Consider the following 12,951-nt stretch of genomic DNA (forward strand, 5'->3'; position numbering starts at 1 on the left):
GAAATTTATCTTAAGCCTGTCGGTGAGTATGTTGCGCTCGATCATCCCGTTAATTTTTACACAGTTGTTGAAGCCGCCAAGCAACGTGGTGAATCGGCAATTGGCTATCGTTGCAAAGCGGATGCTAATAATTCAGGTAGAGCTTATGGGGTGACGATCAATCCCAAAAAAGATCAACTGATTACGTTTGCCCCGCAAGATACGATCGTTCTATTAGCGGAAAACTAAATTTCAGTTTCAATTTTTTTGTATTGATGTACGCGATCGCGATTGACTTTCTTAAGGATTCCGACCCTATCCTGGGACGACTCATTGACCAAATTGGTGCGTGTCAACTGAACCAGTACGAACTGGAGGGAGACTTGTTCTTTTGCCTATCCCGGTCAATTCTCCACCAACAACTTTCTACCAAGGTGGCTAAAGTCATCCACGAAAGGTTTCTCCTGCTTTACCCGGACACTCTGTTTCCTTCAGCGCAAGATGTCCTCGACACGCCAGATGAAGTCCTTCGCGGCGTGGGGATTTCGCGCCCTAAAATCTCTTACATCAAAGACTTGGCACGTCATGCGATCGAGGGATTGCCCACGCTTGAAGAGTTAGAAGTCATGGATGATGAGGCGATTATCAAGACTCTGACGCGGGTCAAAGGCATCGGACGCTGGACTGTTCAGATGCTCCTGATTTTCCGTCTCAAACGATGGGATGTTCTGCCCGTGGATGACTTGGGTGTACGTGCAGGCATTCGGAAACTCTACAATCTTGAGGCACTTCCTGACTGCAAGACAACAGAAAGCTTAGGACAAAAGTGGAAGCCCTATTGCAGCATTGCCTCGTGGTACTTGTGGCGCAGTTTGGAGCTAAAGCCAGTTTGAGGACTGCTGGAAAAGGGGGCTAGATGCGATTACTCTTACCATTCATTTTCTACATCCAGAGCGTGCGATCTGCTTAGCAGCAACGCTTGCGCGAGCGCAATTAGCCAATATCAAGATGTTGAAATAAGTTCAGCAATAATATCTTCAGCGATAAACTGCTTGAAATCTAAAATCTCAATCAGCACTAACTTTTCATTATTGGAGTAGTGAAGAATTACTCGTCCTTCATCTTCTGCATAAGAGATCGCGTCATCCGATAGCTCAATTAGAAGTGCATCGACATCTTTGCTATACATATACAGCAGTTTGCAGGTAGATAGAGTACAAGCTATCCCCAGAAGAAAAGCACTTTGCATCTACACCTGTACTTCACTTACTTGCAAACTGCTGTATCTAATTTTTTTCATAATGGAAGGATGGATGCTGCGATCACTCTCACTGTTTATTCTCTACATCCAGAGCGTGCGATGCCCATCAACATAAAGATGAGTATTGTTAAATTTATTCAATAAATAACCAATTTTCTAGCCATGATGGAATAAATGGAATCCTATAATATTCACGCTCCATAAGTTTATTAAAAATAAATTCATTAAAATCACAATAATTGGAAGAATAACCAGAATACCAATAATCTTCAAACATTAAAATTGCAGGTAAATGACCCCGTGGTGCTTTCAGAGAGTATTCTATATCACTATGATATATACGGTTATTTTCTCTAGGCCAGCCGACACGATCAATAAACACTTTGTAGACAGAATCATCAATCCAAAATCTATTTTCGTTGGCATTGTAATCCTTTAATATTCTTCTCCAAATATTTTGCTGAACACTAAGACCAAACCGTCCATTACTAAATTTGACCCAAAGTTGATTTATTCTTCTAATATCTTTAGGAGGAATCTGATATACATCGATGTATCTATAACTGCGATCTGGCATTAAGCGACAAATAACCTTTACTGTTTCTTCATCAGCTTCTTCCCATTTTTCTGCTTCGAGTAAATCATGCAACCTTTTATACTTGCCTTCAACCCTAAAATCCGAGTTACCGAAAAAATTAGAAGATTTTTCAGTGGCAAAATTGACTACTCTTTCAGCCAAATCTCTATCATTAGGACGATTGCTAGTAGAAATTCCTAGTTGTTTTTTCCACTTAAGTAGCTTTGTTCTAATTCTAGAATTTTTAGGAATTTGGATTTTCAATTCATCAATAACTTGTTCTTGGGCAGCTACTGCATCGCATCCTTGATTTTGTAGTTGATGTAATATCTCTTTAATTTGATTAGTAAATTCCGATAAATCTGAACCTAAATATATTTGATTTCCCTGTATATTAATGGAATCACCTTGAATTTGCTCATTGTAAGTACCGCCATCCATACTTACATTTCGATTTTTAGCATCGAGCCTATCTTTAGGAAAATGTATCCTTATCCTTCTTTTCCTTAGCTTATCACTCAAAAAACATAAGTAAGAACCAATTCCAACTAAGATACCACCTACTATTAGACCAGGAATGGGAAAACTCCAAACGAGCAGAATTCCGGCAATCATCGCCCCCAAAGCAACTAACAAAATTCCAATAATGTAGTAAAGCCATTGCTTTATAATGTTGCTCATTGTTGATGATTGAATTCCTGCTACTTTTGCCTAATTTAAGCCTCTAGTGTGTTTTTTAAGGCAGAGGAAATCCTGCTGATGCTAGTACCACTTTAACTACCTCTACAACAGCTTCACCTATTAATCCATTAGCAGCAGCATTACCTAAGTAATGCCCTAGTTTAGTTAATTTAGTCCTAGTGCTAGGTTCGTTTTTTGCTTGAGTGGCTAGATCTTTAGCAACTTCCTGTTGAGCCGCTTGTGAACTATATCCTTGAGTTTGAAGCTGATTCAAACGCTCCTGAATCTGAGCTGCATATTGAGCTATCTCTTGGCTTATATTTATATAAGAGTTGCCTTGAATGTTAATAGAGTTACCTTGTATTGATTGGTTGTAGGTGCCACCACTCATATTAAAAATGCGATCGCCACTCATAAAATCTCCATGTATTTAGTAGTACGTTGAGCAGACTCATCACAATCTAGCAGAATGATAAATAATGCTTTGCTTTCCTAAGCCTACACAAATGATACATAATTGAAGTCTTGTGAAGACAAGCAGCAGTGTGATTGCCTATCGCAGTAGATTAGTTTGACGTAACAAATCTAACATTTTAGTTATCCACTGTGCTAGTAGAATAAGCTACTGGTAATGGTAGAAAGCGTTTCAGCTGTGGCGATGAAGCGATCGCTCATACTAGAATTCAAACACCAGCATTAGGTTGGAGTACCCCCATGTCCTTGCAAGAACTCCAAAAGCAGGTTCGCCAGTTGTCCGTGAGCGATCGCCTCATACTCATCAGTACTATCATCCAATCCTTGCAAGATACAGCCCAGGATGAAGACTGGCAATATCTAGTAACACGTCCCCATCCTTGGCGACGGCAACTCTACATCAAAGGACGCAAACTCCTTGCCTCAACCGTCTGGCAAGACATGATGGCAAACGAGATGTCTCCAGAACAAGCAGCAGAAAACTGGGATTTACCTCTAAAAGCAATCTACGAAGTTATTCGTTATTGCTCAAGTCATCGGGAACTGTTGAAGCTAGAGGCAGACGAGGAACGCTATCGCCTAGAAGAAAAAGGAGTCTCACTTGAGCCTACGACTGCTCCTTGATGAAGACTCCCAAGCAAAATACCTCGTCAATTTGCTTCAGGCAGCAGGTCATGATGTACTTACTGTGAATGAAGCAGATTTGATGAGTCGGTCAGACTCTTTTGTATTGGACTATGCAAGACAGCAGGAACGAGTGCTATTAACCCGTAACTGTGCTGATTTTCAGGAACTTCATCAGGCTAATCCCGTACATCCAGGTATCTTGGCAGTATTTCAAAACCCTGACCTAGCTAAAAATATGAGTTACCAAGCGATCGTGCAAGCAATAGCCAATCTCGAAGCAGCAAACTACACCATTGAGAATCAGTTTGTCATTCTGAACCAATGGCACTACTAAAGAGCGATCGCAATCTGCAATCGTCAAGCGATCGCTCATCCTAAAATTCACGAGAACAATATTGCCCAGCCACTCGCAGCATAGCTGCCAAACTTTTTTCCACATCAGCATCCGTCGTTGCCCAAGACGAAACACTAATTCGCATCGCCGTCTGCCCTTGCCAAACCGTACTGCCACACCAACAAGTCCCGTCGGCTTGAATATCAGCAATCACCCGATGAGTTGTTTCTGCATCTCCAAACGATACTAAGACTTGATTCAACACCACATCGTTGAGAATCGGGTAACCAGCAGCTTTCAACTCCTTGGCAAAGTGTCTAGCATAGCGACAGGTACGCTCAATTAAGTCTGCCAAACCAGAACGACCGAGCGATCGCAATGCTGCCCACACTTCAACGCCACGCGCACGCCTCGATAATTCAGGAGTATAGTCTGACGGGTTGCGCTGCTCACTGACGGTGGGTAAATACTCGGCAGTAATCGCCATTGCCGCTTGCAACGCAGAGGCATCGCGAACAAACGCCAACCCGCTATCATATGGCACGTTCAACCACTTGTGAGCATCGGTTGCCCAAGAATCTGCCTCTTCCATACCAGTGGTGAGGTGTGCCAAAGATGGTGCTACTGCTGCCCAGAGTCCGAATGCACCGTCTACATGCACCCAGGCTCCCACTTCCTTGGCGCGATCGCAAATCTCTCTAACTGGATCGCACGCGCCTGTGTTCACATTTCCGACTTGGGTACAGATAATTGCAGGACGAGCAAGGGTGGGAATGGCGTCCGGACGCATCCGCCCCTGTCCATCAACAGGCACTTTCACGACTCGGCTTCGACCTAATCCCAGCAATCCCAACGCTTTCAACAAGCTTGGGTGCGCTTCCGCGCTAACTGCAACCGTAATCGGTGGCGCACCAAACAACCCGTCTGCTTCTACATTCCAACCTTCCCGTTCGAGTACAGCGTGGCGGGCGGCGGCTAATGCGGTAAAGTTAGCAACAGTTGCTCCCGTAACGAAGGCACCACCGCAGTCGGCGGGGAGATGCAGTACGTCGAGGAGCCAGCGCAGAGCTATCTGTTCTAGTAAGGCTGTAGCTGGAGTGATGCGATAGAGTCCACAATTTTGATCCCACGCGGCGGCTAGCCAGTTGGCGGCTAAGGCGGCAGGCAGGGAACCACCCGTGACAAATCCGAAGAAGCGGGAGCCTGCTTGTGCCATTGATGCGGGTGAGCCAACTTCATCGAGCAGTTGCAAGACGAGTTCAGGATCGACAGGCTGATTGGGCAGGGGTTCATCGAATTGGATGAGGTTAGCGATCGCTTCCTGTGTTGGCGCAACGTTCCGAGCGTCTAAGCCTTCAAGATAACGAATAGCGTATTCAGCCGTTGTTTGCAAGAGTTCTCGCATATCCTCTTCCTTCCCTGCACGGGGCTAAACAATCCCGCATAAGCGAGCATAGCGCTACTGGAATGATTTTTGGATGCAACAAGCTGCCGTCGCGCCTAAATAGGAATAAGCTGCTCCTTTTACATGGGTTGTTCAGGCAGCGAGAGGGGTTCTTCAGGCAGCGGGATAAACTCGGTTTCGTGTGGAACCCGCTCAAACCGTCCGTTCTTCCAGTCCGCTTTCGCTTGCTCAATGCGATCAAGGCGGCTAGAGACAAAATTCCACCACTTGTGCCGCTCACCGACAGGTTCACCACCTACCACAATGCAACGAGCGTCGGCTTTCGCACTAATGCTCACGGTCTGATCGGGATTGAGTACGATCATTCGTTGTGGCTCCAGCGGTTCGCCATCTATGCTGAGACCGTTTGTAACGCTGTAGACGGCTTGTTCACTATAGTCCGGAGGCAGCGTGAACTCAGTTCCAGTGGGCAGTTGTACATCGAGGTAAATCATCGGTGAGAACGTTTGAACGGGAGATGTGCGACCATACGCCTGCCCTGCAATCAGTGTGATTTCGACACCCCCATCTTGCCAAGCGGGGATGTCAGTAGCTGAGTAGTGACGAAACCAAGGTTCGGTCTCTTCATGCTCCGAAGGAAGTGCGATCCACGTCTGGATGCCATGAAGCCGTGTTTCGCGACTCCTCCCCGCGTTGGGCGATCGCTCCGAATGGACAATGCCACGACCCGCCGTCATCCAATTAACGGCTCCGGGATGAATTTCTTGAACAACCTTGAGACTATCGCTATGGAGCAGCACCCCTTCAAACAAGTAAGTCAGTGTTGCTAAATCGATATGCGGATGCGGTCGCACATCCATTCCTTGACCCGGTGCAAAGGTAGCTGGGCCGAGATGGTCGAAAAAGATGAATGGTCCAACCATCTGCCGAGTTGCGTGAGGCAAGATGCGCCGAGCCTCAAATCCACCCAAATCTTTAACTTCGGGTTCAAGAACATCACCAATGCTGTTGGACATAGCAAAGATTACCCCGTGATTCTGACCAAAGCCTGATTAATTTTTTAATCTTAGAGCTATATCAGCTTCTTCCTTCTGATTTGGGATACAGATTGTTGATTGCATCTTCTCTACAGCCTGGAACAACTTACCTCAAGTGGGTTATGCCACGTTATTACTAGGAGTTAGATGGCACAGATAACTTTGGTATTCTGAAGTCATTCAAAGCAGTTTTAAAGTGATGACTCAGGTTGTAATTGTTGGGGCTGGACCTGCTGGTGCAACGCTTGCACTGCTTCTCGTCAAACGTGGCATCGCTGTCAAACTGATTGAATCCTCCCGTAACTTCCGCAGAGTTTTTCGCGGTGAGGGATTGATGCCCAGTGGGCTAGATGCTCTAGAGCAGATGGGATTGTCGTCTGTACTAGAGAGCATTCCCCATCGACCTTTGGATGCCTGGGAAGTCCTGATTGAGAACCGATTTCTGTTTCGAGTTGATGAGCCAATCGAACCGGGTGGTAAGCCCTGCACCCTCGTCTCACAGCCAGCTTTCCTGGAAGCCGTGATCGACGAGGCAAAAACTTATCCCAACTTTGAGTTTGTCCAGGGGACTCCCGTGCAGGATTTGCTGTGGAGCGATCGCCGGGTTTCGGGCGTGAAGCTGGGTGACGATCGCTCTATTTGTGCCAATCTCGTTATTGGGGCGGATGGTCGTAATTCCGTTGTTCGGCAGCGAGCCAACTTGCCTCTAGAGCAACAGTCCGGAATCTTTGATATTCTTTGGTTTAAATTGGCCGATAGCTCGCGCTTTGAATCCGAGAATGTATTTTATTCGATTGTTCGCGAGCGCAATGCATTTGGATTGTTTCGCTCTACGTCCGGGAATCTTCAGATAGGCTGGGCACTCCATGACGATGCCCCAATAGACTGGAAGCAAGCCGATTGGCCTGTCGTTTTGGCAGAAGCATCGCCCCCGTGGTTAGCCGAGCATATCCGGACTCATGCAGAAAGTATTGAACGGCCGGTTCTGTTATCCGTCGTCGTCGGGCGTTGTGCGCGTTGGTATGCACCAGGATTACTGTTGCTGGGCGATGCTGTTCACCCGATGTCACCAATTCGCGCCCAAGGCATCAATATGGCTTTGCGGGATGTGATTGTTGCAGCCAATCATCTAGTTCCCCTGTTGCGTGAAGGAGCAACAGATACGGCAATTGATGCCGTCTTGCCACAGATTCAAGCCGAGCGGGAACCGGAAATTATTCGAGCGCAGCAGCTTCAAAGTCAGGAAGCGGCTCAGGCTGAACTACTGCGTAAAAACGCACTGCTGCGATGGGCGGCGAGTCAGCTAGCCCCCCTGCTGGGCAAGGGCGTGAGGCACTCTTGGCTCTCTAGGCAGCGCCAGTTGCGTCAAGGGGTAACGCAGATACAGTTAACTGTGTGAACTACCGCCGCCTGAGATTGGCTTGCCCTGCACCAGCGCTGATTTCAGATCGGTTTCCACCAGTCGATTTACCGTTTCTAATCCCTCGGAGTCATACAGGATAAAGCGGGCGATCGCTTTGACAACGCCAATATGCGGAGCATAATGATAAATTGTCTCGCTACGAGCTTGACGACCATCATCAAACATCCAGTGAGTTGAGCCGTCAACACGCAAGCATTGCTCAAAAGACCCTGCTGTCACCTGTAGGTCTTCAATATCAGCGATCGTTTGCCACACTGTGAATTTTCCAGGACTCGTTGAGCCATCCTGAAAGTACCGAGTAAAACTTGTTGTGATATTTACTTGTGTACCAATTTTGAGCGGATCGGGAAACCAGAGGATGGGGCGATCGAACTCTATATAGGATTGACCATCTGAAAACTCTTCCCGCAGATAGTACAACCCTTTCAAAGGTAGGTAGCACAGAACTTTAGCTGCATTCGTCGCATCAAAATGTCGAACAGTGTCTCCGATGGGTAAGGAAGGTCCGGCTTCAATGCGAGCAATATAATCCCCTCTCCAACGTGGCGGTGCCGTATAGTGCCACTTTGAGCCAATGTTTAGCGGATAGTAAGTGGCTAGGGGATAAACTCCTGTCGTCATGTTTGCAATGCAGGTAAAGAGACAGCCTGTTTGGGCTACCTTAACAGAGACTGCATTATTCGACTTCTGCCCTTGGATAGCAAGGTTATATCTGCGGGAGACTATTCCAAAGGTGAGGTAGGTTGCCAACTCAGACCAGGCTTAAACTCATCTATGAGAAAGTCAATAAAGCATTTAACCTTCGCCGACTGAAAGCGTCCTCGACGGTAAACGACCTGAATCGGTATTGACTCAGGTTCGTATTCTTTCAGGATGACTTTGACCGATTGATTTTGGAGTTCATCACTAAACGACCAGTGAGGGGATGTGCCAATGCCAATGTTTGCCAAGACGGCTTCACGAAGCGCCATCGAGTTATTGACTTGCAGATTTCCACTTACCGTTACCGTCGTTCCTCGAAAATGCCATTCATTACCTGTAGACTGCCTGGTATAAACAATACAGTTGTGGTGCAAAAGGTCGGCTGGTTTTTGTGGCTCTCCAAACTTCTCCAAATAGTCCACCGACGCGACTGCAACAAATCGGAATGTGCCGAGCGGCTGTGAGATTACGTTGGGATCGACAAACTTGCCAATTCTGATCGCTAGATCGATGCCCTCTCCGACTAAATCGACAAAATGGTCAGACATCGTTAGGTCAATCTTGATATCCCCATAGCTAGAGAGAAATCGTTTCAAGCGGGGGAGTACCTGCATCTGCCCAAACGCAACCGAGCAATTGAGCCGTAATAGTCCAGACGGGTTCTGCCGCTTTCCCACACTAGACTCGGCTTCAGATAGTGCTTCGAGAACAAATTGGCAACGCTCATAAAAGCGCATTCCCTCCTCTGTCAAACTCACTTGGCGCGTCGATCGCACCAGTAATTGCACGTCCAGATAGTCTTCCAGTGCAGCAATCTGTTTGCTAATCGTGGGTTGAGTGGTACCCATCTCTCTGGCAACAGCGGAGAAGCTGCCTGTTTCTACTGTTCGCACAAAACTCTTGATGCAGGCGATCAGATCTGACATGGAGATTGATTCTCTTTAAGAATAAGTTATATTCCATTTTGCGGTCTTCTCAAACCAGAAGGAATGAAACATGATTAATGTTATGAGCCAAATCAAGTTTCTTACCTCACAACTTGAGCTAACGAAGAGGACAAAAATCATGATTACAGCAACAGACCTGAAAGCCAATTTTGAAGACATCAAAACCCTGGTTTTACAAGGGAAAGCGATGGAAGCTTTTGAGAAATACTATGGCGAGGATGTGGTGATGCAGGAAAATGAAACGCCTGCCACTGTGGGGAAAGCTGCCAATCGCGCTAGAGAACTGGAGTTCTTTTCTAAAGTGACCGAATGGGGTGCAGCGGAACTGAAAGCGGTTGCTTATGGTGAAGACGTGATTATTTCTGAATGGTTTGTAGACTACACCCATTCTGAATGGGGTAAAGTCACGCACGATCAAGTCTCTGTACAGAGATGGAAAGATGGCAAAGTGATCCACGAGCGTTTCTATTACGCCGCCTAAACTGCCTCAACAATGTCTATTAACCCGACAACTTGCTAACGCTCGCGAAAACGCTCCGCCGCCTCAATAACCAGTCGGCGGGCTTGCTCCGATCCGAAGCGGCCTTGTGGCTCGAACGTTTTACCCTTAGCCGTGTTATACGACACGAAGAAGTGCTCAATCTCGTGGATGAGGTTCTGATTCAGGTCGTCGAGCGTCCGCACGTCACGCTGGTTGCGGGAGTTTGCAGCAACGGCAAGCAAGCGGTCATTGCGCTCGGTTTTACCTGACTCGGTTTGAAAAGCACAAAAGCCGCCGATGAGCCGTGACGGAACAAGGCAGCCGACGAAGGCAGGCTCCTCCATCAATACCAGCACGTCGATAGCGTCGCCGTCGTCAGCTAGAGTTGAGGGCACAAAACCGAAGTCGTATGGGAAAAATGCGCCTGCTGCCAGTACGCCGCCCAACTTGTACAACCCGTGCTTCTTGTCCCACTCAAATTTGTTACGGCTGCCCTTGGGCGTGTCAATGATGACGTTGAGCGTTTCGGCATCATCTGAGTCAAACGGAGGCAGGTGGAGAGGGTCGGTTGCCATAGTTTACTAGCACGTATCTATTTCTTGCTAGCGATAGCGTTAGCGAAGCGAGGCGTAAGCCTAGCGCTGCTGCGTACTCCGTTGGAGAAGCCGAAGGCTAGCGCAGATTGCACTCATCCTATCCCGATCGATCATCTAGTTTTATCGAGCGTAGGACATAGAGTTCGACTTTGATAAAAGTAGTGGTGTTTTTTCAGGAAAATGGCAAACCTTTTACCTCGGAAACGTTCTGTGGTCTTTTTAAGCAAGTAGCTTACTGCTTGACTGGGAAAGCTTGTAACCCCCATATGGCGAGCGCTCACCTGATGAGTTCTAGGACGAGTTCGGCAGATTCTAGAGGGACTAGTTAGCTAATGCCTGGGATAGCTCTGGAAGAGTAGGGGCTTCGTCGGAAGATTCTAGATGGACTGGTGTATTGTCGGTAGACTACAGCGATCGCGCTACTATGCACTCAACTATCCACAACCCAATCTACTTGATGGGCTTCAGTAAGGTCAGGAACTTCTAAGCGATCGCGCATTCGCCCAATCACCGCTTCCGGTACATTTGCAGCACGAGAATGATTGCGCCGCAGCAATTCTTCCCAAGACACTTCTAGGTAGACAATGCGAATCCGTGCCTGGTAAGCCGAAAATAGATTAATTAACGACGAACGCAGTTGCCGAGAGAGATTTGTCGCATTCCAAACAAACGATTTTTCGGCTCTCATGCATTCTTTAGCGATCGCCCTGGCTCGCTCGCCTACAGCACCTTGGTCATCTTTAGGAGAGATGCTCATCGCTTGTCGCAGTTCATCCAGGGAGATTACTGTCCAATCTGGAAGGTTCTCCCGAATCCAAGAGTCTTTGCCAGCACCCGGTAATCCTGTCATCAGGACAACGTCGAATCGAGTGTCATCAAAAGCCGCATAGTTTGGATCGCGATTGTCTTTTTGGAAATAGACAAATCGACTATGATCTGAGGGGAAGGGTCGGGGATAAAATAAGCAATTATTCTCCTGACAAAATTCCCAAAAGAACTGAACGCGCTCCAGCAGTTCTAGCCGGTCGTTACACTCGCGACCCCGAACATCAGCTTCTGCCAGCAGTGCCAGCAGGTCGCAGCGAATGACTTGACTGGCTTTAATGACAGCGCGTTGCGGGTTGGGTTTGTCCCAAAACCAGAGGGGAAGACTGCCATGCTGCACCAGCGAGACAATCGCCTCCCGTTGATGAAATGGCACGTTGAGCGACCAGAGGATTTGCCGCGCCATCTTTGCCCCTTGGCGGACGTGACCCTTGGACGTGATGCTGCCATCCGCTTCAATTTCAGTTGCAGCAGGTTTTGCTACATCATGGAGTAGGGCAGCCGCAAACAGAAGCGATCGCTCGATGGGTGGTAACTCCCGCCAAGCTGGTAAGCTAATAATTCCTTGCGACGTTGAGTACTGAGAAACTGCTGCTGTCAACGTCTAGCACATCAAATTCCAAGAAATAATGGGGTAAGGAGTCGTAAAAGACGGTGTGTTTGGCATAGAGCCATTCGCCATAGAGTATGTAGCGATCGCCCAGCACCTCCCAGAACGTTCCTGCATGCCTGTACGCCCATTGTTTGAACAAGTTAAAGTGCTTTTCTCGCTCTCCTCCAGTTAAATAATGTCCCCGGCTTCGCAACAGAATTTGCCCATCAGAACTAAAACTTATGGCAGCATTGGCTCCATCGACTTTTTCTTCGACTGCTACATATTGAGACGCGATCGCGCTGAAAGGTACGCTATCCAAATCTTCATCCCCTCGTTGGAGCCGGGAACCTTCAATATGAGGAGTGCGAGGGTATTTGTACATTAAATATCCCTCACTCGCCTTTCTAGGGGGAGCGTGTGAGACAAGGGTGAGGTGAATAGCAGGCGCGATTGCACTGACGGAGCGAGTTGGAATAAAAATGATAGATCCAACTGCCTCTGGGAAAGGATTTAGATGAAGGCGATCGCTAATAATAATGTTTGATAGAGCGTAGTCCGTAATTCTACTTAGGATATCCTGACGCTTCAGCTTTGCTAATACAACAATTCAAGATTACTGATTGAATGATTCCTGTTAACAATCAATTTTTCAGTAGATATAAATACCTGTAAACTATTAATCGTTCATTTCATCACTAGGCTAAGCGATCGGGTAGCTAACTTATCATTCAAACTTATGAAATTACATTTCATTCCTAGATGTTGGTGGCGATCGCTCAAGTATCTCTTGTTACTGTTTCTGGCATCATTCATCACAGTATTGCTGGCTGGCAACCCCATCTCTGCGATCGCGCAAAGCCCAATGCCACCAGAAGCAATCGAGCAAATCCCAAACCCAGAAGCGACTCCTCAGAAACGTTTTCAGGAAATTCGCGGCGTTTGGATGACCAACAATGACAATAAAATCCTCAGAGATCGCCCCAAGCTGCAAAATGCTGTCAGTCAAC

14 protein-coding genes and 3 pseudogenes are annotated in these 12,951 nt (G+C 47.2%); 7 read left to right on the top strand and 10 right to left on the bottom strand.

Annotated elements, in window-relative coordinates; translation table 11 throughout:
- Together H6F50_RS01305 and H6F50_RS01310 are read left to right on the top strand one after the other, a co-directional pair.
- A pseudogene (locus H6F50_RS01305) lies at positions 1-228 on the top strand (potassium transporter TrkA); the annotation flags it as partial.
- A 23-nt stretch (positions 229-251) separates the two neighbouring features.
- On the top strand, positions 252-872 hold the full coding sequence (locus H6F50_RS01310; protein WP_190425449.1) for a DNA-3-methyladenine glycosylase: 621 nt from the start codon (positions 252-254) through the stop codon (positions 870-872).
- 110 nt (positions 873-982) lie between these two features.
- Here the strand turns inward: H6F50_RS01310 and H6F50_RS01315 are convergent, their stop codons facing one another.
- The 3 genes from H6F50_RS01315 to H6F50_RS01325 form a co-directional block, all read right to left on the bottom strand.
- A complete protein-coding gene (locus H6F50_RS01315; RefSeq protein WP_190425484.1) occupies positions 983-1,168 on the bottom strand; it encodes a DUF2283 domain-containing protein in 186 nt (61 codons plus the stop codon).
- Between the two features lie 205 nt (positions 1,169-1,373).
- The gene (locus H6F50_RS01320; protein ID WP_190425452.1) at positions 1,374-2,498 is read right to left on the bottom strand and encodes a GUN4 domain-containing protein; all 1,125 of its coding nucleotides are present in this window, start codon (positions 2,496-2,498) and stop codon (positions 1,374-1,376) included.
- Positions 2,499-2,553: 55 nt separating this feature from the next.
- The gene (locus tag H6F50_RS01325; protein ID WP_190425455.1) at positions 2,554-2,913 is read right to left on the bottom strand and encodes a hypothetical protein; all 360 of its coding nucleotides are present in this window, start codon (positions 2,911-2,913) and stop codon (positions 2,554-2,556) included.
- A 299-nt stretch (positions 2,914-3,212) separates the two neighbouring features.
- On the opposite strand from H6F50_RS01325, the gene H6F50_RS01330 reads away from it, so the two are divergent.
- On the top strand, positions 3,213-3,596 hold the full coding sequence (locus H6F50_RS01330) for a hypothetical protein (protein ID WP_190425458.1): 384 nt from the start codon (positions 3,213-3,215) through the stop codon (positions 3,594-3,596).
- Complete coding sequence (locus H6F50_RS01335) at positions 3,574-3,933, top strand: DUF5615 family PIN-like protein (RefSeq protein WP_199291925.1); 360 nt, start codon at positions 3,574-3,576, stop codon at positions 3,931-3,933. The genes H6F50_RS01330 and H6F50_RS01335 overlap by 23 nt, the downstream gene beginning before the upstream one ends.
- 40 nt (positions 3,934-3,973) lie before the next feature.
- Here H6F50_RS01335 and H6F50_RS01340 read toward each other — a convergent pair whose 3' ends face one another.
- Positions 3,974-5,338 (bottom strand): aminotransferase class V-fold PLP-dependent enzyme, encoded by a 1,365-nt coding sequence (locus H6F50_RS01340; RefSeq protein WP_190425461.1) that lies wholly within the window; start codon positions 5,336-5,338, stop codon positions 3,974-3,976.
- A gap of 119 nt (positions 5,339-5,457) precedes the next feature.
- Entirely contained in the window at positions 5,458-6,354 is an 897-nt protein-coding gene (locus H6F50_RS01345) for a pirin family protein (RefSeq protein ID WP_190425464.1), read from the bottom strand.
- Positions 6,355-6,574: 220 nt separating this feature from the next.
- On the opposite strand from H6F50_RS01345, the gene H6F50_RS01350 reads away from it, so the two are divergent.
- Positions 6,575-7,774, top strand: a complete 1,200-nt coding sequence (locus H6F50_RS01350) for an FAD-dependent monooxygenase (protein WP_190425467.1) — start codon at positions 6,575-6,577, stop codon at positions 7,772-7,774.
- Here H6F50_RS01350 and H6F50_RS01355 read toward each other — a convergent pair.
- Both H6F50_RS01355 and H6F50_RS01360 read right to left on the bottom strand, forming a co-directional pair.
- The gene (locus H6F50_RS01355; RefSeq protein ID WP_190425470.1) at positions 7,763-8,419 is read right to left on the bottom strand and encodes a hypothetical protein; all 657 of its coding nucleotides are present in this window, start codon (positions 8,417-8,419) and stop codon (positions 7,763-7,765) included. The genes H6F50_RS01350 and H6F50_RS01355 overlap by 12 nt on opposite strands.
- A gap of 101 nt (positions 8,420-8,520) precedes the next feature.
- The gene (locus tag H6F50_RS01360; RefSeq protein ID WP_190425472.1) at positions 8,521-9,426 is read right to left on the bottom strand and encodes a LysR family transcriptional regulator; all 906 of its coding nucleotides are present in this window, start codon (positions 9,424-9,426) and stop codon (positions 8,521-8,523) included.
- A 139-nt stretch (positions 9,427-9,565) separates the two neighbouring features.
- Between H6F50_RS01360 and H6F50_RS01365 the strand changes: the two genes are divergently transcribed.
- Complete coding sequence (locus H6F50_RS01365; RefSeq protein ID WP_190425475.1) at positions 9,566-9,928, top strand: SnoaL-like domain-containing protein; 363 nt, start codon at positions 9,566-9,568, stop codon at positions 9,926-9,928.
- Positions 9,929-9,963: 35 nt separating this feature from the next.
- Here H6F50_RS01365 and H6F50_RS01370 read toward each other — a convergent pair whose 3' ends face one another.
- The 3 genes and pseudogenes from H6F50_RS01370 to H6F50_RS01380 all read right to left on the bottom strand — a co-directional run.
- Positions 9,964-10,503 (bottom strand): inorganic diphosphatase, encoded by a 540-nt coding sequence (locus H6F50_RS01370; RefSeq protein WP_190425478.1) that lies wholly within the window; start codon positions 10,501-10,503, stop codon positions 9,964-9,966.
- A gap of 451 nt (positions 10,504-10,954) precedes the next feature.
- Entirely contained in the window at positions 10,955-11,911 is a 957-nt protein-coding gene (locus tag H6F50_RS01375) for an AAA family ATPase (protein ID WP_347277124.1), read from the bottom strand.
- A pseudogene (locus tag H6F50_RS01380) lies at positions 11,902-12,326 on the bottom strand (RNA ligase family protein); the annotation flags it as partial. The gene H6F50_RS01375 and the pseudogene H6F50_RS01380, both read right to left, overlap by 10 nt.
- Positions 12,327-12,680: 354 nt before the next feature.
- Here H6F50_RS01380 and H6F50_RS01385 point away from each other — a divergent pair.
- A pseudogene (locus H6F50_RS01385) lies at positions 12,681-12,951 on the top strand (glycoside hydrolase family 10 protein); the annotation flags it as partial.

The sequence above is a fragment of the Coleofasciculus sp. FACHB-712 genome, from assembly GCF_014695635.1.
Classification (GTDB): domain Bacteria; phylum Cyanobacteriota; class Cyanobacteriia; order Cyanobacteriales; family FACHB-T130; genus FACHB-T130.